This window comes from Nocardiopsis oceanisediminis, assembly GCF_048595525.1.
Lineage (GTDB): Bacteria > Actinomycetota > Actinomycetes > Streptosporangiales > Streptosporangiaceae > Nocardiopsis_A > Nocardiopsis_A oceanisediminis.
Window position 1 is genome coordinate 3,504,051 of sequence record NZ_JAFMZJ010000001.1, and the last position, 17,846, is coordinate 3,521,896.

The window sequence follows — 17,846 nt, forward strand, 5'->3', positions numbered from 1 at the left end:
GGGGGCCCGCACCCCCGCCGGAGCGGCCGCGGCGGCCGCCTGGCCGCCGCCCCTCCGCCGGGGCGCGTGGGGCGCTCTCCCGTGACCGGCGCCACCGCCGCGCCCCCTTGCCCCGATATATTGCGCGCCGCCATAATGAAGTAAGCAATATAGGAGGAGGCGCGCATGGCACTGCGCCGATCGGACCGGGACCTGACCGGCCTGACCGTTCTCGCGCTGCTGACGACCGGACCCCGGCACACCTACGAGATGCACCGGATGATGGTCGGCACGCACAAGGACTTCGTCACCGGCCTGCCGCGGAGCATGTACCACGCGGTCGAGCGGCTGCACCGGGACGGCCTGGTCGAGGCGGTGGGGACGACCCGCGGCGGGGCCCGCCCGGAGCGCACCGTCTACGCGATCACCCGGGACGGCCGCGCCGCCCTGCGCGACCGGGAGCTGCGCCTGCTGCGCACCCCCGACCGGGACACCACGCCGCTCGTCGCGGCGCTGTCCTTCCTGGGGGTGCTGCCGCCGGGCGAGGCCGCGGCCGCCCTGCGCGACCGGGCCAAGGACCTGGACGGGCAGCACTCGGAGCTGGCCCGGGCCCTGGGCGAGGCGGAGGGGAGGCTGCCGCGCCTCCTCCTGATCGAGAACGAGTACGAGGCGGCCCGCATCGCCGCCGAGCGGGACTGGGTCTCGGCCCTGGCCGACGACCTGGACGCGGGAGGCCTCGATGCGCCCGCCGGCTTCGCCGGCCTGTCCGTTCCGGGCTCCGACCCGGAGCCGCACGGCCCCGCACCGGAGCCCGGCGGCGGGTGACCGCGCGCGGGAGGCCCGCGGGCCCGCCCGGAAGACGGCTCCGCCCACAGGGGAGCGGGGCGCCCATCGAAAGGACCACCATGAAGATCCTCGTCATCGGAGCCGCCGGCCGGACCGGCCGGCTCGTCGTCGACCAGGCGGTCGGGCGCGGCCACATCGTGACCGCGCTGGCGCGCCGCCCGGCCCAGGGCCCGGGGCGCGCGCCGCAGGCCGAGGTCCGCGGCGACGCCACCGACCCGAAGGTCCTGCGCGAGGCGCTGCAGGGCCAGGACGCGGTCGTCGCGGCCGTGGGGTCCAGCGCGATCCTGCGCGCCCTGATCCCCGCCATGGCCGGGGCCGGGGTGGACCGCCTGGTGATGACCAGCAGCCGCTCCATCGTCGCGACCCGCCCCAAGGCGGTCGTCGCGGTGATGTGGGTCCTGCTCCGCTCCGCCTACGCCGACCTGGCCCGCGCCGAGGGCATGCTGGAGATGAGCGAGCTGGACTGGACCATCGTGCGCGGCTCGATGCTCACCGACGACGCCGGGGCCGGGAAGGTGCACACCGACTTCGAGGCCGACGCCACCGGCGGCGACCACCGGCTCCCGCGCGCCGACTACGCGATGGCCCTGCTCGACGCGGTCGAGGACGACTCCCTGGTCCGCCGGGCGGTCGGGGTCGGCGGGATCCGCACCGGCTCCCGCTCCAAGGGCGGCGCCAAGACCAAGACCGGATGACTCCGCCGCCTCCGGGCGGGCGGAAGGCCGGGGAGGGCGGGACGCCGGCGGGCCCCGCCCTCCCCGGTGCGCAGGATGTCCGGGATCCGCCTGGGCCGGGGTTCGGCCGGCGCCTCGGACGCCGTGCCGCCGCCATGGCCGGCGCGGAATGCGAGAGGGAGGCGGCCCGCCGTGCGGAGACGGGCGCGGGCACCGCCGGAGCCGTCCTCTCCGGTGGTGCCCGCGCGGTTCAGGGGGCGGCCCGGCCGGCGCGCCGCCGGCGCCGGGACAGGGCCGCGATGGCCGCCGCGGTCGCCAGGAAGACCGCGGCGAGCGGCGGGAAGACCCAGGTCGCCAGCCCCAGGCCGATGTTGGCGCCGATGACGGGCGCGGTCGCGATCGACCACCACAGGCCGGCCATCACCGGGAGCGGCAGCAGGCAGACCAGCACCGGCCCCCACACCCGCTCGATCCGGCCGGTGGCGATGCCCCAGGCCAGCAGCCCCGCGGCGGCCAGCGCGACGGCGGCTCCGCCCAGCCCGGCCGCGTGCACCGCCCAGTCCGGGAGCGGCAGGGGCTCGACGGCGTACTCGGCCTCGCCGAGGGGGTAGCCGTGGCGGGCGGCCGCCTCCTCGGGGGATGTGCGGGTGGCCCACCAGGTCGCGGGGGCCGTTCCGGCCAGCAGGGCGATCCCGCATGCCAGGGGGAGTGCGGGGTTCTTGCGGGAGCGGGTCCGCGTCGTCTCGTCCATGTGCCCCATCCTGCCGCGCCCGCCGTCGGGGGCGCGTGAGTACCGGTACTCAACACCGGCACCGCCGGCCCCCGGTGCCGGTCCCCGCGCCGCTCCGAGGAGGGCGGGGCGCGGCCCCGGCGGGTCAGCGCTCCGGGGCCAGGCCGCCGAGCAGCGCGCGCAGTTCGCCCAGGGGGCCGGGGGCTGAGGAGTAGCAGATCTGGTTGCCGCGGCGCACCGAGGTCACCAGGCCGGCCTCGCGCAGCACCTTCAGGTGCTGGCTGATGGTGGGCTGGCTGACGTCGAAGACCTCGGCGAAGTCGCAGGCGCACGTGTCGGGGGTGCGGGCGAGCCGGCGGAGGATCCCCAGGCGCACCGGGTGGCCCAGGGCGCGGAACCGCCGGACGGCGGACTCGTCGCCCGGAAGGCCGGTGTCCGGGGCCGCGGGGGCGGAGGTGGAAGGCATGTTGACAGAGTATCGCGTGCACTCTATATAGTCAGAACCCTAAATAGGCGATTCCCTATATCTCTGCCGCGCCGCGCGGCGGAGGGCTGGAGGCAAGGCCATGGCCGCACGGGTGAACGGCGTCAACGAACTCGTCCTGGAGGTCAAGGACCTGGAGGCCGCGGAGCGCTTCTACAGCGGGGTGCTCGACTTCCCCGTCATCGAGCGCTGGTCCGGCCCGCAGTGGAACCACCGCGAAGCGGTGTGGGTCCTGGCCGGGACCACCCGCATCGGCCTCTGGCGCCCCCAGATCGGCATCTCCCGCGGGCGCGGCGGCGTGCACGTCCACTACGCCGTGCACGTCGATCGGGAGGAGTACCCCGGCATCGTCGAGCGGATCCGCTCCCACGGCCACACCGTCGACGAGGTCGAGTTCGGCGGGCAGGCCCGCTCCGCCTACGTCACCGACCCCGACGGCAACGTCGTGGAGTTCTGGGACTGGGACGTCGCCAAGGGCAGCGCGGGCCCGCCCGTGGCGCTGACCGAGGGCATCTACGGAGTCTGACCGCACCGGTCGGGGGCGCCCCGCGCAGGGCGCCCCCGACCCGCCTCACCTGCCCATCTCCTCCAGGGTCTTGCCCTTCGTCTCGGAGACGCAGCGGAGCACGAAGAAGAACGACAGCACCGCGAAGGCGGTGTAGACCGCGTAGGTGCCCGGCAGGTTCCAGTCCCGCAGCGCAGGGAAGGTGACGGTGACCAGCCAGTTGGCGATCCACTGGGTCGCCGTGGCCACGGCCATCGCGGCCGCGCGGATGCGCAGCGGGAACATCTCGCCGAGCAGCACCCAGGTCACCACGCCCCAGGACAGCGCGAAGAACAGCACGAACGCGCTGGCCGAGGTGAGCGCCACCGCGCCCCACACGAACGGCAGCGACGCCTCCGCCTGCACCACCTCGGCGTGGGAGAAGGCGTATCCGGTCACCGCCAGGGCCACCGCCATGCCCGCCGAGCCGACCAGCAGCAGCGGCCTGCGGCCGATCCGGTCCACCAGGCCGATGGCGATGAAGGTGCCCACGATGTTCACCACCGAGGTGAACAGGCTCAGCAGCAGCGAATCGCTCTCGTTCACCCCCACCGACCGCCACAGCGACGACGAGTAGTAGAAGATGACGTTGATCCCCACCAGCTGCTGGAACGCCGAGATCGCCATGCCGGTCCACACGATCGGCAGCAGCAGGAACGGGCCCCGCAGGTCGCTCAGCCGCGGCTTGACCTCCGTCCCCAGGGCGGCCCGGATCTCGGCGATGCGGCCCTCCACGTCGCCGCCCTCCACCTCGGCCAGCACCGCGCGGGCCCGGTCGGCCCGCCCCACCCGCACCAGGTAGCGCGGCGATTCCGGGATGACCAGCGACAGCAGGATGTACAGCAGCGCCGGGGCCGCCTCCGCGCCCAGCATCCACTGCCAGGCCTCCAGCGGGCCGAGCCGGCCCAGCGCGCTGCCTCCCGCCAGCGCCGCCAGCGCGTAGTTGACCAGCTGGGACACGGCGATGCCGAGCACGATCGCCAGCTGCTGCATCGACGCCAGCCGCCCCCGGTAGGCCGCCGGGGACACCTCCGCGATGTAGGTCGGCGCGATCACCGAGGCGATGCCGATCGCGATGCCGCCCACCACCCGCCAGACCGCCAGGTCCCAGATGGCGAACGGCAGCGCCGACCCCACCGCGCTGACCACGAACAGCACGCCGGCCAGCTGCATGACGCGGATCCGGCCGATCCGGTCGGCCGCGCCGCCGGCGATGCCGGCGCCCACCGCCGACCCGAGCAGCGCCGCCGCCACGGTCAGCCCGGTGACGCCCGCCCCCACCCCGAACCGCTGCTGGACGGCGTCGACGGCCCCGTTGATCACCGAGCTGTCGTAGCCGAACAGGAAACCGCCCATGGCCGCGGCCCCGGCGATCAGCAACACGTGGGCGAGGCTGGCCTCGGAGCCCCCCTCCGAGGGGCGAGAATCGGATCCGGCCACGGCCGCTCCTCCTCGGGTCGTCCGCCGGGACGCGGTCGCGGCCCTGCGAGGACCCATGGTGGCGCCGGAGCGCGCCGCGGCGGACGACCCGCGCGGCGTGTCGCCGTACACAGCCGGGAAGATCACCGTTTCCCGACGGCCCTCCCGGGGCCATGCTGGACTCCGGCCCCGCGGGACCGGGGCCGGCCACGACCGATGAGGAGGCGCCCATGCCCGGGCAGCTGGACCTGCACGCGACCGCGATGGCGGAGTTCGACCGCCGCGTGCGCCTGATCGACGGCGCCGACTGGCACCGCCCCACCCCGTGCGAGGAGTGGGACGTCCGGGCGCTCGTCGCCCACCTCGTCTCCGAGCAGCTGTGGGTGCCGTACCTGCTCGGCGGCGGGACCATCGCCGAGGCCCGGGGGCGCTTCGGCGGCGACGTGCTCGGCTCCGACCCCCTCGCCGCCTGGGAGGAGGCGTCCTGGGCGGCGCGCACCGCCTGGCTGGAGCCGGGCGCCCCGGAGCGCACCGTGCACCTGTCCTTCGGCGACGCCCCCGGCAGCCTCTACCTCTGGCAGATGACCTTCGACCTCGCGGTGCACGCCTGGGACCTGGCCCGCGGGATCGGCGCGGACGACACCCTCGACCCGGGCCTGGTCCGCGACCTGGTCGACTCCGAGCGGTTCGAGGAGGAGGTCGGCTCGGTGGCGCGTACCGGCGGGAACGCCGGCGTCTTCGCCCCGGAGAAGTCGGTCCCCAACGACGCCGGCCCGCAGCAGATCCTGCTGGCCCGCACCGGTCGGACGCCGTGAGCGGGGGCCGCCGGGCGGAGGCGGGCCCCTCCCCGGTCCGAAGCCGGCGGAGAACGCCGCCGGCCCGGGCCGCCGGGCGGAGGCCCCGCCGGAGGCCCGCCGGGCCGGAAGGGCGCACCGGCCCCTCCGGCCCGCGGAAGGCCGGTCAGCTCGGCGACCAGGCCGGGTCGCGGCCGCTGAAACCGAGGAGGCGGTCGAACTCCGGCGCGTCCTCGGGGACCGGGACGCGCGGCCCGAAGAGGCCCCGCCGGGCCTCCGGGTCGTCCGGGACGCTCATCGCGAAGGCCAGGCAGGCGCGGGCGTCCTCCGGGGCGCACCGGTAGGGCAGGCCGGTGGCCGCGGCCAGGTCCCAGGCGTGCAGCACCAGCTCGTTCAGGGCCACCACGCCCGCCTCCTCCCCGGCCAGGTCGACCCCGCCGGCGGCGGTGCGGCCCCGCCAGGCGGCGGGGTCCCGCCACGCCGCGGCCAGCCGGTCCAGGCGCTCGGGGAGCACCCGCCGCCAGTCCGCGGGGAGATCGGCGACCGACGGCTCCGGGGGCGGCCCCTCCACCGGGGCGGGCTTCTTCTCGGCGGCGAGCCGGAAGGCGAGCGTCAGCATCACCACGTGGGCGAGCAGGTCGCCCACGGTGCACCCGGCGCACGGCGTGGGCGAGGCGAGGTCGTCCTCGCCGATCCCCGCGGCCACGGCCGCCATCCGATCCGCCGCCGCTGCCAGGTCCGGGCGGGAGTCCATGGTGGTGCTCCTTTCGGTGGAGGCATCTCACCACTGGGACCGCCCCGGCCCCCGGAACTCATCGCTCCGGGCGCCGAACGGCCGCACCGACCGGCCCCGCGCCGGCCGGAGCGCCGGGGCCGGGCCGCCCCGGCGCGGTCAGGACCGCGGCGGGAGGCGGAGGGAGGCGCGCTGCTTCCACTCCGGGCTCCACCCGGCGCTGTCCGAGACGCCCGGCGGCAGCGGCGGGAGGAAGTCGGCGCCGGGCGGGGTCTGCGGCCCGGCCGCCCCCTCCCCGGCCGCGGGGGCCGGGGCGCCGGCCTCCGGACCCGCCGGCGCCCCGGCGGCCACCGGGGCGGGCTCCGGTTCCCGGGCCGCCTCCGGCGGAAGGCCGAGCAGCTCGCCCATCCGCTCCGCGATCACGTCCACCGCGTCGTCGAAGGGGACGGCGCCCTCCCCCTCGGGGGCCGGAGCGGGCTCCGGCGCGGAGGCGCCCTGCGGGGCCTCCGCCCCGCCCTCGGCGGAGCCCGCCCGCAGCGGGTGCACCACGGCGCCCGCGGGGTGGATCCTGGACCACCAGGCCGCGGCCTGCTCGGCCGGGATCTCCTCCTCGACCTCCAGCCACCCGGTGATGTGCGGGTGCCGGCGGCCCGCCCGCCAGCTGTGCGGCAGCGAGACCGGCTCCAGGACCAGGGCGCGCTCGCCGTCCACGGCCGGGACGGCCGCCGGCGGCGCCTCGTTGCCCACCCAGGAGCCGTCCGCGCCGACCAGGTCCCACGCCCCCTGCACGATGTCGGCCTGGGGGTCCTTCTCCGCGTCGCGGGAGGCGGCGACCCAGGCCGGGTGCGGCCGGTCGCCCGGAACGCCCCGCCCCTCGGCGCCGATCAGGGCGTCGGCGAGCAGCACCTGCAGCTGGAAGTTGTCCGAGACGCCGTCGAAGCGGACCCGGAAGCCGCGCCCCGAGGCGCGGTCCAGCACCAGGGCCCGGTCGGCCGCCGCCATCCGCAGCAGCTCGTGGACCTCGGTGTACTCATCGATGTGCGCGGAGAGGTTCTGCGCGACGACGGTGAGCTCGCCGAGCATCTCCGGTTCGGCGCGCAGCGCGGCGCGCACCCCCGCGTCGTTCAGCATGGTCTTGGCCGCCAGGCCGTAGCGCTGGGAGACCCACCAGCACATGGTCATGCTCGCCGCCATGCTCGCCGGGTCGGCGACCTCGAACTCCGGCCGGGCCAGGTACTCGGCGACCGGCCGCTCGGAGTCGGCGGTGACCTCGTCGGGGGCCGGCGGCTTCTGCCCGGCCTCCTCCCAGGCGGCGCGGAACAGGTCGGCGCCCTTGCCGTTCTCGGAGAGCTGGCGCATGACCTCCACCCCGGCGGCGCCGGCCGGGGTGTCGTGCTCCACCAGCGCGCCGCAGAGGATGGCGACCTCCACGGCGACCCCCGGCGACCAGCGGTGCTCGGTCAGGGTGCGGGCCAGCGCGTCGATCCCCTCGGTCCGCACCTCCCGGGAGACGTGCGGGGCGGCGCGGAAGACCTCGGCCATGGCCATGCGCAGTTCGTGGGGGCGGCTCTCGGCGACTTCTGCCACGTTGCCGACGGCGGTGCGGAACTCTTGAATCACCCGCCGCATCCTGCCACACCGGAGTGACGCCCACTCGGCGACCCCGGAACAGCGGCCGGATGCGGACCGTGGCCTTCGACACGCGGGCCCACCTGCGGCGCACAAAACCGGGGCGGGTTCTTTGTCGCCGTCCGCGGATGCGCGGCCGCACCGCCATGCCCAAGGATCGTCGCCATGGCCGATTTCGAACCCCTCGCCGCCAAGTCCCTGCGCCGGGAGCCGCTCACCCGCGACGAGCTGCTGTCCGTGCTCACCAGCACCGACGACGAGCTGCTCGACCTGGTCGCGGCCGCCTCCCGGCCCCGGACCCGCTATTTCGGGCGGACCGTCAAACTCAACTACCTGGTGAACCTGAAGAGCGGGCTGTGCCCGGAGGACTGCGGGTACTGCTCCCAGCGGCTGGGCTCCTCCGCCGACATCGTGACCTACACCTGGCTCAAGCCGGAGCAGACCCGGGACGCGGTGGCCGGCGGCGTGCAGGCCGGCGCCGCCCGGGTCTGCCTGGTGGCCAGCGGGCGCGGCCCCACCGACCGGGACATCAAGCGGCTGGCGCCCACCATCGAGAAGATCAAGGCCGACCACCCGGGCGTGGAGGTCTGCGCCTGCCTGGGCCTGCTCTCCGACGGCCAGGCCGACGAGCTGCGCCGGGCCGGCGCCGACGCCTACAACCACAACCTCAACACCTCCGGCGAGCGCTACGCCGACATCTGCAGCACGCACACCTTCGACGACCGGGTGGACACCGTCTCCAAGGCCAAGCAGGCCGGGCTCTCCCCCTGCTCCGGGCTGATCGCCGGCATGGGCGAGTCCGAGGGCGACATCGCCGACGCGCTGCTGGCCCTGCGCGAGCTGGACCCCGACTCGGTCCCGGTGAACTTCCTCATCCCCTTCGAGGGCACCCCGCTGGCCGGGCGCTGGGACCTCACCCCGCAGCACTGCCTGCGCATCCTCTCCGCCGCCCGGTTGCTCTTCCCCGACACCGAGGTGCGCCTGGCCGCCGGGCGCGAGGTGCACCTGCGCAGCCTGCAGGCGCTGGCGCTGTACGTGGTCAACTCGATCTTCCTCGGCGACTACCTGACCAGCGAGGGCCAGCCCGGCAAGGCCGACCTGGAGATGGTCCGGGACGCCGGGTTCACCGTGCTGGGCGCCGCCCCCGATGAGGAGGGCGGCGCGGACGGCGCGGACGGGCGCCCCGACCTGGTCCGCGCCCGCCGCCGCGGCGCCGGCACCGACCTGCCGCCCAACGCCTGACCCCCGCCCGGGGCGCCCGCGCGGCGCCCCGCCCGTGCGGCCCATAGCCGAGCGGCTATGGGCCGCATAGCGAATTCACCGGTTCCGCGGAAAAACCGCCGCTGTTAGAAAAGTCGCAGGTCAGAAACGGCGGCAGCGGAGCGGGACCGGCGCACTCCCGGCGCACCCGAGCCCTGCTGCCGCCCCCCGACGGCTCCGCAGGAAAGGTGTGCGATGCCCCAGCCGACCGTGACCGTCAACGGACGCGACTACCGGATCCCCCGGGAACCGGTGGTGGTGGTCTGCATCGACGGCAGCGAGCCCGACTACCACGAGAAGGCGATCGCCGCGGGGCGGATGCCGTTCCTCGCCGGGCTGCGCGAGAAGGGCGGGACGTTCCTGGACGCCGAGTGCGCCATGCCGTCCTTCACCAACCCGAACAACCTCTCCATCGCCACCGGCGTCCCGCCCTCGGTGCACGGGATCTGCGGAAACTACTTCTACGACCCGGACAGCGGCGAAGAGGTGATGATGAACGACCCGGGGCTGCTGCGCGCCCCCACCCTGTTCGCCGCCTTCGCCGAGGCCGGGTGCTCGGTGGCGGTGGCCACCGCCAAGGACAAGCTGCGCCGCCTGCTCGGCCGGGGGCTGCGCGGCCGCGGCGTCTGCTTCTCCGCGGAGAAGGCCGACACCGCCACCCTCGCCGACAACGGCATCGAGGGCCTCCTGGAGCTGGCCGGCATGGGCCTGCCCGAGGTGTACAGCGCCGGGCTCAGCGAGTTCGCCATGGCCGCCGGCACCGAGGTGCTGGAGCGCGACCGCCCGGACCTCACCTACATCTCGCTGACCGACTACATCCAGCACAAGCACGCCCCCGGGACCCCGGTCGCCGACGACTTCTACGCCATGCTGGACGGCTACTTCCGCCGGATCCACGAGCTGGGCGCGGTGCTGGTGGTCACCGCCGACCACGGCATGAACCGCAAGTCCGACGCCGGCGGCGAACCCAACGTGGTCTACGCGCAGAGCCTGCTGGACGACTGGTACGGGCCGGGCTCCTCCCGGGTGGTGCTGCCGATCACCGACCCCTACACCGCGCACCACGGCGCCCTCGGCTCGTTCGCCACGGTGCACCTGGCGGGGGGCGCGGCGGAGCGGGCCGGCGAGGCCGCCGAGCGGCTGGCCGCGCTGCCCGGCATCGAGCGGGTGCTCGACCGGGCGCGGGCCTGCGCCGAGTTCGACCTGCCCGCCGACCGGCTCGGCGACCTGGTGCTGCTGGCCCGGCGGGACACCGCCATCGGCACCGCCCCCGAGCGGCACGACCTCTCCCAGCTCGACGAGCCGCTCCGCTCGCACGGCGGGCTCAGCGAGCAGCGGGTGCCGTTCATCGTCAACCGCCGGGTCACCGGCGTCCCCCAGGGGCACCGGCTGCGCAACTACGACGCCTACTGGGTGGCGCTGGGCCGGGTCGCCGCGGAGGCCGCCGCGCCCGCCGGCTGACGCGGTCCGCAGCCGCCCGCCGCGCACCCCGGGGAACGCACGGCGGCGGGCCCGGACCGGCCCGCCGCCCGCGGACCGCGCCACGCTCCGGAGCCCCTGCGCCCGGACCCTCCCCCACCCCCGCGCCACGGCAGAAGGTGCCCGCAATGGCCGAACGGAACCGGACCGCGAAGACCACCGCCCCGACCCCCGCCCGCGCCGAGGACGCCCGCTACGGGCGCTGGCGCCTGCAGATCTTCGGCGTGACCTGGCTGGTCTACGCCGCCTTCTACTTCTCCCGCAACGCCTTCGCCGCCGCCAAGGTCGGCATCCTGGACGACCCGTCCTCCTCGCTGACCCAGGCGGTGCTGGGCAACCTCGACGCCCTCTACCTGGCGGCCTACGCGGCCGGCCAGTTCTTCTGGGGCGCGCTCGCCGACCGGTTCGGGCCGCGCGCGGTGGTCACCGGCGGCCTGCTGATGTCGGCGGTCGCCGCCCTGCTGATGGGCCTGGCACCGGCGCTCGCCCTGTTCGCCCCGCTGATGGTGGTGCAGGGCCTGGCCCAGTCCACCGGGTGGGCGTCGCTCTGCAAGAACATGGCCTCGTTCTTCTCGGTCCGCGAGCGCGGGCGGGTGCTGGGCTTCTGGAGCACCAACTACGCCTTCGGCGGGCTGGTCGCCGCCCCGTTCACCGGCTGGTGGGCCTACTCGGTGTTCGACCACTGGAGCGCCGCGTTCTACGCCGGCGCCGCCGTGGTCCTCGCCGCCCTCCTGGTCTTCCTGCTCCTCCAGCGGAACCGGCCCGAGGACGTCGGCCTGCCGCCGATCGAGGAGCACCGGGCCTCCACCGCCGCCCCGGCGCCCCCGGACGCCGGACCGGCGGACCCCGCGGATCAGGCGTCCGGCGCACCGGCCGCCGCCGTCCCCCGCCCCCGGCCCCCGGCCGACGACGGCCCCGCCCCGCCGCACCGGCCGGGCGTGCGCGGCGCGCTGGCCGGCGCGGTGCGCAACCGCATGGTGCTGATGCTGGGCCTCTCCTACTTCCTGCTGAAGCCGGCGCGCTACGCGATCCTGCTGTGGGGGCCGGTCATCGTCGCCCAGCGCATCCCCCAGGCCTCCAACCTGGAGGCCGTGGTCATCCCGGTGGCCTTCGGCGCCGCCGGGTTGGCGGCCCCCATCGCCATCGGCTACGTCTCCGACCGGCTGCTCGGCGCCCGCCGGATCCCCTCCACCGTGCTGAGCCTGGGCCTCCTGGTCGTCGCGCTGGCCCTGTTCGAACCGCTGACCGCCTCGGGCAGCATCCCGGTGATGGTCGCGGTGCTGGCCCTGATCGGGCTGGCCGCCTACGCCGCGGACACCATGATCTCGTGCACCGCCGCGGTGGACTTCGGCACCTCGGAGCGGGCCGGCTCCTCCGCCGGGTTCATCAACGGCTGCGGGTCCATCGGCGCGATCCTCGGCGGCCTGCTCCCCGGCTACTTCGGCTCCGGGGTGCTGTTCCACGGCTTCGCCGCGGCCGCCCTGCTCTCCGGCCTGGTGCTGCTGCCCTGGTGGAACAAGATGCCCGAGGCCGACTGACCGCCCTCCCCCGAACGGTCCCCCACGCGAAAGGCCGCACGCCCATGACGCATACCACCGACCGCACCGCCGACGTCGCCGTCGTCGGCGGCGGGATCGCCGGCCTGGCCCACGCGCTGGCCGCCGCCCGCACGGGAGCCCGGGTCGTGCTCTTCGAACGCGACGAGCGCGCCGTGGGCGCCTCCATCCGCAACTTCGGCCTGGTCTGGCCGGTCGGCCAGCCCGCCGGCCTCTACGAGCGCGCGCTGCGCGGCCGGGACGTCTGGCTGGACACCGCGAAGCGCACCGGAATCTGGCACGCGGAGAGCGGGTCGCTGCACGTGGTCCGCTCCGCCGAGGAGGAGGCGGTGGTCGAGGAGTTCCTCGCCACCTCCCCGCACGCCGCCGAGCAGGGCTGCCGGATGCTCACCCCGGCGGAGGTCGCCGCGGCCAGCACCGCGGTGCGCCCCGAAGGGGTGCGCGGCGCGCTGTGGAGCCCCACCGAGGTCAACGTCGACCCGCGGACCGCGATCCCCGCCCTGGCCGCCCTGCTGGAGCGCGAGCACGGCGTGGCGCTGCGCTTCGGCACCGCCGTCACCGGCATCGACCTGCCCGGCGTCGACACCACCGAGGGGCGGTGGCGGGCCGAGCGGGTGTTCGTCTGCTCCGGCAACGAGTTCCAGGCGCTCTACCCGGAGGTGTTCGCGGACAGCGGCGTCCGCCGGTGCAAGCTGCAGATGCTGCGCACCGTCGCCCAGCCCGGCGGGTGGGCGCTGGGCCCGGCGCTGTGCGCGGGCCTGACCCTGCTGCACTACGCCTCCTTCGCGCACTGCGCCTCGCTGGCGGCGCTGCGCGACCGGTTCGACCGGGAGCTGCCGGTGCACCGCGCCGAGGGCGTGCACGTGCTGGTCTCCCAGACCGCCGGCGGCCAGGTCACCATCGGCGACAGCCACCGCTACGCCGGCACCCACGACCCGTTCGAGTCCGCCGAGGTGGAGCGGGCCATCCTCGACTACTTCTCCGGGTTCGCCGCCCTGCCCCGCACCCGCGTCGCCGAGCGCTGGCACGGCGTCTACCCGTCGCTGCCCGACGGCCGGGCCGACCTGGTGGCCCACCCCGAACCCGGGGTGACCGTCGTCAACGGCCTCGGCGGCGCCGGGATGACGCTCTCCTTCGGCCTGGCCGCCGAGACCACCGCCGACCTCGGCTGAGCCCGCCCCCGCCGCGAAGCGGCACCGATGAGGAAACGGAAGAGAGGCCACGTGCGCGACCACACCGCCGACCCCGCCGACCGCCCCGAGCTGCGAGGCGACTTCATCGACGGGCGCTGGCGCCCCGCCGAGTCGGGGCGCACCCGCCCGAACGCCAACCCGGCCGACGCCTCCGACGTGATCGGCGAGTTCGCCGAGTCGGGCGGGGCCGACGCCGACGACGCGGTGGAGGCCGCCGCCCGCGCCTGGCCGGCCTGGCGCGAACTCGGCCCCATCGCCCGCGCCGCCCACCTGCGCCGGGCCGAGGCGCTGCTGCGCGAGCGCGCCGAGGAGTTCGCCCGGACCATCACCCGCGAGCAGGGAAAGCTGCTCTCCGAGGCGCGCGGGGAGGTGGAGCGGGCGCTGGCGATCATGGACTTCACCGCCGGGGAGGCGCGCCGCCTGAACGGCGCCACCACCCCCGCCGAGGAGCCGCGGACCTTCGCGTTCACCTTCCGCCGGCCCATCGGCGTCACCGGGCTGATCACCCCGTGGAACTTCCCGCTGGCCATCCCGGTGTGGAAGGTCGCCCCGGCGCTGCTGTCCGGGTGCACCGCGGTGCTCAAGCCGTCCCCGTTCACCCCGCTGACCGCGGCCCTGCTGGTGCAGGCGTTCACCGACGCGGGGGTGCCGCCGGGCGTGCTCAACCTGGTCCAGGGCGACCGGGCGGCGGGCGAGGCGCTGGTGGCCCACCCCGCGGTCGCCGGGGTGTCGTTCACCGGGTCGCTCCAGGTGGGCCGGGCGATCCACCGGGCCGGCGCGGACCGGCTGCTCCGCACCCAGCTGGAGCTGGGCGGCAAGAACGCGGTGCTGGTGCTGGACGACGCCGACCTGGACCGGGCCGCCGACGCCATCGTGCACGGCGCGTTCGGCCAGTCCGGGCAGCGGTGCAGCGCCACCAGCAGGGCGGTGGTCGACGCCTCGGTCGAGGAGGCGCTGCTGGAGCGGCTGCGCAAGCGGGTCGCGGGGATGCGGGTCGGCCCGGGAACCGACCCGGCCGCCGACATCGGGCCGGTGGTCACCCCCGAGCGCAGGGCCGCCTGCCTGGACGCGGTCGACCGGGCGGTGCGGGCCGGCGCCCGGGTGGTGTGCGGCGGCGGCCCTGCCGGGGAGGGGCTGCCGGACGGCAACTACGTGGCCCCCACGGTGCTGGCCGGCGTCGGCGCCGACGCGGAGATCGCCCAGGAGGAGGTGTTCGGCCCGGTGCTGTCGGTGATCTCCTGCTCGGGCTTGGACGACGCGCTGCGCATCGCCAACTCGGTCCGCTACGGCATGTCGGGGACCGTCTTCACCTCCGACACCGCGCGCATCTTCGAGGCGCTGGACCGGTTCGAGGCGGGGATGCTGCACGTCAACCGGCCCGGTGTGGGTGCGTACGCGCACCTGCCGCACATGGGCTCCAAGCTGTCCCAGTACGGTGCGCCGGAGTGCTCTCCGCAGGTGTGGGACTTCTACACCGAGTGGCGCTCCGCCTGCATCTCCTACTAGCCCGGCCGGCGGCGGCCTCCTCCCCGCTCCCCGGGGCCGGGTCCCACCTGGGGGGGACCGGGGCTGGACACGGTGCGTGCCGGTGGCGTTGGCTGGGACGCCACCGGCGCCGGGGCCGGGCGCCGAGGTCGGGGAAAGGGCGGATCCGGATGCATCTGAACCTGCACCGGTTGGAGATCTTCCTGCGGGTGCTGGAGCACGGCAGCTTCTCCGCGGCGGCGCAGAAGCTGTACATGAGCCAGCCGTCGGTCTCCACGCAGGTGAAGAAGTTGGAGGCGTCGATGGGCGCCCCGCTGGTCGACCGGTCCGGGGCGCGGATCCGCCCCACCGCCGAGGGGGAGGCGCTGGCGCAGTACGCCCGCCGCCTGCTGCTGCTCACCGAGGAGGCGGTCGCCGCGGTCGAGCAGATCCGGGGGCTGCGCGCCGGGCGGCTGCGGGTGGGCGGCACCACCACGGTCGGCACCTACCTGCTGCCCGGGCTGACCGCCCGGTTCCGGGAGGAGTTCCCGGAGGTGGAGTTCGACCTGTTCGTCGGCAACAGCGGCCAGGTGGAGGCGGCGCTGCTGGAGGGCGGGATCGGCCTGGCGGTGGTCGCGGGCGGCCCCTCGGCCCCGCAGCTGCTGGTCGAGCCGCTGCTCAGCGACGGCCTGCTGCTGTGCGCGGCCCCGGGCCACCGGCTGGCCGGCGCCGCGGGGCCGCTGGACCCCGGCGAGCTGGCGGGCGAGCGCTTCCTGCTCCGCGAGCCGGGCTCCTCCACCCGAGACGAGCAGCTGGCCACTTTGGAGCTGTGGGGCCTGGCCGGAGCCGCCACCGCCGACGTGTGGGGCGCGGAGACCGCCAAGCAGGCGGTGGGGGCGGGGCTCGGCCTGGCCCTGCTCTCCGAGCACGCGGTCTCCGGGGACGTCGCCGCGGGCTCCCTGGCCGTCCTGGACGCCCGGCCCCGCCGCCCCGGCCGCCCGATCGTGGTCTGCCACCGCCGCGACCGGGTCCTCTCCCCCGCGGAGTCGGTCTTCCTGTCCCGCCTGCGCACGCTGAGGCAGTGGCCCGGGGGGTGACCCGCGCCCGCCGCGCGGGGCGGCCGTGCCGCCCCGGCCCCTCCGGGCGGGGGCGGGTTCCCGGCCGCCTCTCCGGGGGGCATAGGCTTCCTCTCCGTGCAGATCACCCTTGAAGAGATGGCCTGGGACGATCCGGTCGGCGCCCGGCTCCGGGCGGACCAGGAGCGGGAGACCGTCGAGAGGTACGGCGCCGACCTCGAACTCGGCCCCAAGCCCTCCGGCGGAGACGTCTCCGTCTTCCTGTTGGCGGCCGAAGGCCGCAGCGGGGAGCCGGTGGGCTGCGGCGCTCTGCGCCGGCTGGACCCGGAGGCCTTCGAGATCAAGCGGATGTACGTGGTGCCGGAGTGGCGCGGCCGGCGCATCGGCGAGGTGCTGCTGTGCGCCCTGGAGCGGTACGCGGCCGATGCCGGGGCCGTCATCATGCGCCTGGAGACCGGTGCCGAGCAGCCGGAGGCGATCCGGCTGTACGAGCGGTGCGGCTACTACCGGATCGACCGCTTCGGCCACTACGCGGACTGCGCGGAGAGCGTCTGCTACGAGCGGAAGCTGATCGGCTGACCGCCGCCCGGCGGCTGCCGGGCCCGGATCCGGTGCGCCCCTCCCGTTCCGGGGAACCCTCGGGGTGAGGCGGTTCCGATGCGGGAAGGGGCGCGGATGGCGGGCGGCGGCGACCTGGTCTGGTACGCGAGCTACGGGGCCAACACCGACCCCGGGCGGTTCTCCTGCTACGTCTCCGGCGGGGCGCCGCCGGGCGGGGCGCGGGCGAACCCGGGGTGCAGGGACCGGACGCCGCCGCGGGCCGAGGCCGCGGTGTGGCTGGGCGGCGGGGTCCACTTCGGCCTGGAGTCGCCGATGTGGGGCGGCGGCCTGGCGATGCTCGACCCGGAGCTGCCGGGGGCGGCTCCGGCCAGGGCCTACCTGGTCACCGCGGAGCAGTTCGCCGACATCGCCGCGCAGGAGATGTACCGCTCCCCCGGCGACGGCCCCGATCCGCGCGCCGCGCTGCGGACCGGCCGGGCGGTCCTCGGCCCCGGCCGGTACGAGACGCTGCTGTACTGCGGCGACATCGCCGGCCGCCCGGTGCTGACCTTCACCGCGCACCGGGGCGCCGCCGACACGGAGCCGAACGCCCCCTCCGCCGGCTACCTGGCGGTGATCGGCTCCGGGCTGGAGGCCGCGCACCGGTGGGGGCCGCGCCGCACCGGCGACTACCTGGCCTCCCGGCCCGGCGCCTCGGGGCGGTGGACCGGCGGGGAGGTGGCGGCACTGCTCGCCGCCGGCTGAAAAACCCGTTGCGCGCCGGGCAGGCCGGGGGTTTCAATCGTCGGTGCGGGGCCGCGGTGCGGCCTGCGCGTTCGCCGTTCTTCCCGATGAAAGCGAGTGTGTCGTCTGTATGTGCGGTAAGTGGTGGGGTGCGCCCCGGGCCGTGTCGAGCGCCGTCGTCTCTCCGCGAGGGGCTTGACCACTGCCGGAACCGGACGCCCGGACAGCGGGCTCCGGGATGTGAGGGCCCTGCGCGGAGGGGCGGGCGGCGCCGTGTGATCGGTACCGCTCGACACTCTGCAAGGAGCCACCAAGCGTGTCCAGACGACGCGACGAACACCGACGGCCGCGCCTCCGCCAGGAGGCCGATTCCTTCCGCTGCGTCCACTGCCGCCTCGACGTTCCGTTGAGCGCGCCGGGGACGCGGCACCGCAACCACTGCCCGAACTGCCTGCACAGCAAGCACGTCGACGACCGCGTCCCGGGCGACCGGGCCTCCGAGTGCCACGCGCGCATGGAGCCCATCGCCATCTCGGTGCGCGGCGGCGGCGAATGGGTGGTCATCCACCGCTGCTCCGGGTGCGACGCGCTCAGCGCCAACCGCAGCGCCGGGGACGACAACCCGCTGATGCTGATCCGCTTGGCGACCCGCCCGCTGGCCAGTCCGCCGTTCCCGATGGAGCGGCTGGCGGCCCTGTAGCG

The 17,846-nt window shown here is 75.8% G+C and carries 18 protein-coding genes; 13 read left to right on the top strand and 5 right to left on the bottom strand.

The window, feature by feature from the left end; all coding sequences use genetic code 11:
- The first annotated feature begins 165 nt into the window (after positions 1 to 165).
- A complete protein-coding gene (locus tag J0910_RS15485; RefSeq protein WP_420159215.1) occupies positions 166 to 804 on the top strand; it encodes a PadR family transcriptional regulator in 639 nt (212 codons plus the stop codon).
- Positions 805 to 884: 80 nt separating this feature from the next.
- Positions 885 to 1,520 (top strand): NAD(P)-dependent oxidoreductase, encoded by a 636-nt coding sequence (locus J0910_RS15490; protein ID WP_420159216.1) that lies wholly within the window; start codon positions 885 to 887, stop codon positions 1,518 to 1,520.
- A 229-nt stretch (positions 1,521 to 1,749) separates the two neighbouring features.
- On the opposite strand, the gene J0910_RS15495 is transcribed toward J0910_RS15490, so the two are convergent.
- Positions 1,750 to 2,250, bottom strand: coding sequence for a hypothetical protein (locus tag J0910_RS15495; RefSeq protein ID WP_420159217.1), 501 nt, complete (start codon positions 2,248 to 2,250; stop codon positions 1,750 to 1,752).
- Positions 2,251 to 2,374: 124 nt separating this feature from the next.
- Entirely contained in the window at positions 2,375 to 2,695 is a 321-nt protein-coding gene (locus tag J0910_RS15500) for an ArsR/SmtB family transcription factor (RefSeq protein ID WP_420159218.1), read from the bottom strand.
- 100 nt (positions 2,696 to 2,795) lie between these two features.
- Between J0910_RS15500 and J0910_RS15505 the strand changes: the two genes are divergently transcribed.
- Positions 2,796 to 3,239 (top strand): VOC family protein, encoded by a 444-nt coding sequence (locus J0910_RS15505; protein WP_420159219.1) that lies wholly within the window; start codon positions 2,796 to 2,798, stop codon positions 3,237 to 3,239.
- A 45-nt stretch (positions 3,240 to 3,284) separates the two neighbouring features.
- Here the strand turns inward: J0910_RS15505 and J0910_RS15510 are convergent, their stop codons facing one another.
- A complete protein-coding gene (locus J0910_RS15510) occupies positions 3,285 to 4,697 on the bottom strand; it encodes a sugar porter family MFS transporter (RefSeq protein ID WP_420159220.1) in 1,413 nt (470 codons plus the stop codon).
- A gap of 209 nt (positions 4,698 to 4,906) precedes the next feature.
- On the opposite strand from J0910_RS15510, the gene J0910_RS15515 reads away from it, so the two are divergent.
- Complete coding sequence (locus J0910_RS15515; RefSeq protein WP_420159221.1) at positions 4,907 to 5,491, top strand: TIGR03086 family metal-binding protein; 585 nt, start codon at positions 4,907 to 4,909, stop codon at positions 5,489 to 5,491.
- A gap of 145 nt (positions 5,492 to 5,636) precedes the next feature.
- Here J0910_RS15515 and J0910_RS15520 read toward each other — a convergent pair whose 3' ends face one another.
- Together J0910_RS15520 and J0910_RS15525 are read right to left on the bottom strand one after the other, a co-directional pair.
- Entirely contained in the window at positions 5,637 to 6,224 is a 588-nt protein-coding gene (locus tag J0910_RS15520; protein ID WP_420159222.1) for a TIGR03086 family metal-binding protein, read from the bottom strand.
- A 138-nt stretch (positions 6,225 to 6,362) separates the two neighbouring features.
- Positions 6,363 to 7,823, bottom strand: coding sequence for a hypothetical protein (locus J0910_RS15525; protein ID WP_420159223.1), 1,461 nt, complete (start codon positions 7,821 to 7,823; stop codon positions 6,363 to 6,365).
- Between the two features lie 174 nt (positions 7,824 to 7,997).
- Here J0910_RS15525 and bioB point away from each other — a divergent pair, with 174 nt between their 5' ends.
- The 9 genes from bioB to J0910_RS15570 all read left to right on the top strand — a co-directional run bounded on the left by bioB (position 7,998) and on the right by J0910_RS15570 (position 17,844).
- Complete coding sequence (gene bioB / locus J0910_RS15530; RefSeq protein ID WP_420159224.1) at positions 7,998 to 9,074, top strand: biotin synthase BioB; 1,077 nt, start codon at positions 7,998 to 8,000, stop codon at positions 9,072 to 9,074.
- Between the two features lie 213 nt (positions 9,075 to 9,287).
- Positions 9,288 to 10,553 (top strand): phosphonoacetate hydrolase, encoded by a 1,266-nt coding sequence (phnA, locus tag J0910_RS15535; RefSeq protein ID WP_420159225.1) that lies wholly within the window; start codon positions 9,288 to 9,290, stop codon positions 10,551 to 10,553.
- 146 nt (positions 10,554 to 10,699) lie between these two features.
- Positions 10,700 to 12,109: an MFS transporter gene (locus tag J0910_RS15540; protein WP_420159226.1), complete on the top strand. Its 1,410-nt coding sequence runs from the start codon at positions 10,700 to 10,702 to the stop codon at positions 12,107 to 12,109.
- 44 nt (positions 12,110 to 12,153) lie between these two features.
- The gene (locus tag J0910_RS15545) at positions 12,154 to 13,299 is read left to right on the top strand and encodes a TIGR03364 family FAD-dependent oxidoreductase (protein ID WP_420159227.1); all 1,146 of its coding nucleotides are present in this window, start codon (positions 12,154 to 12,156) and stop codon (positions 13,297 to 13,299) included.
- A 51-nt stretch (positions 13,300 to 13,350) separates the two neighbouring features.
- Positions 13,351 to 14,826, top strand: a complete 1,476-nt coding sequence (locus tag J0910_RS15550; protein WP_420159228.1) for an aldehyde dehydrogenase family protein — start codon at positions 13,351 to 13,353, stop codon at positions 14,824 to 14,826.
- 149 nt (positions 14,827 to 14,975) lie between these two features.
- A complete protein-coding gene (locus J0910_RS15555) occupies positions 14,976 to 15,881 on the top strand; it encodes a LysR family transcriptional regulator (RefSeq protein WP_420159229.1) in 906 nt (301 codons plus the stop codon).
- A 96-nt stretch (positions 15,882 to 15,977) separates the two neighbouring features.
- Complete coding sequence (locus J0910_RS15560) at positions 15,978 to 16,439, top strand: GNAT family N-acetyltransferase (protein WP_474646594.1); 462 nt, start codon at positions 15,978 to 15,980, stop codon at positions 16,437 to 16,439.
- Between the two features lie 78 nt (positions 16,440 to 16,517).
- Positions 16,518 to 17,165, top strand: a complete 648-nt coding sequence (locus J0910_RS15565; RefSeq protein WP_420159230.1) for a histone deacetylase — start codon at positions 16,518 to 16,520, stop codon at positions 17,163 to 17,165.
- A 295-nt stretch (positions 17,166 to 17,460) separates the two neighbouring features.
- Positions 17,461 to 17,844, top strand: a complete 384-nt coding sequence (locus J0910_RS15570) for an RNHCP domain-containing protein (protein ID WP_420159231.1) — start codon at positions 17,461 to 17,463, stop codon at positions 17,842 to 17,844.
- Positions 17,845 to 17,846: the final 2 nt, after the last annotated feature.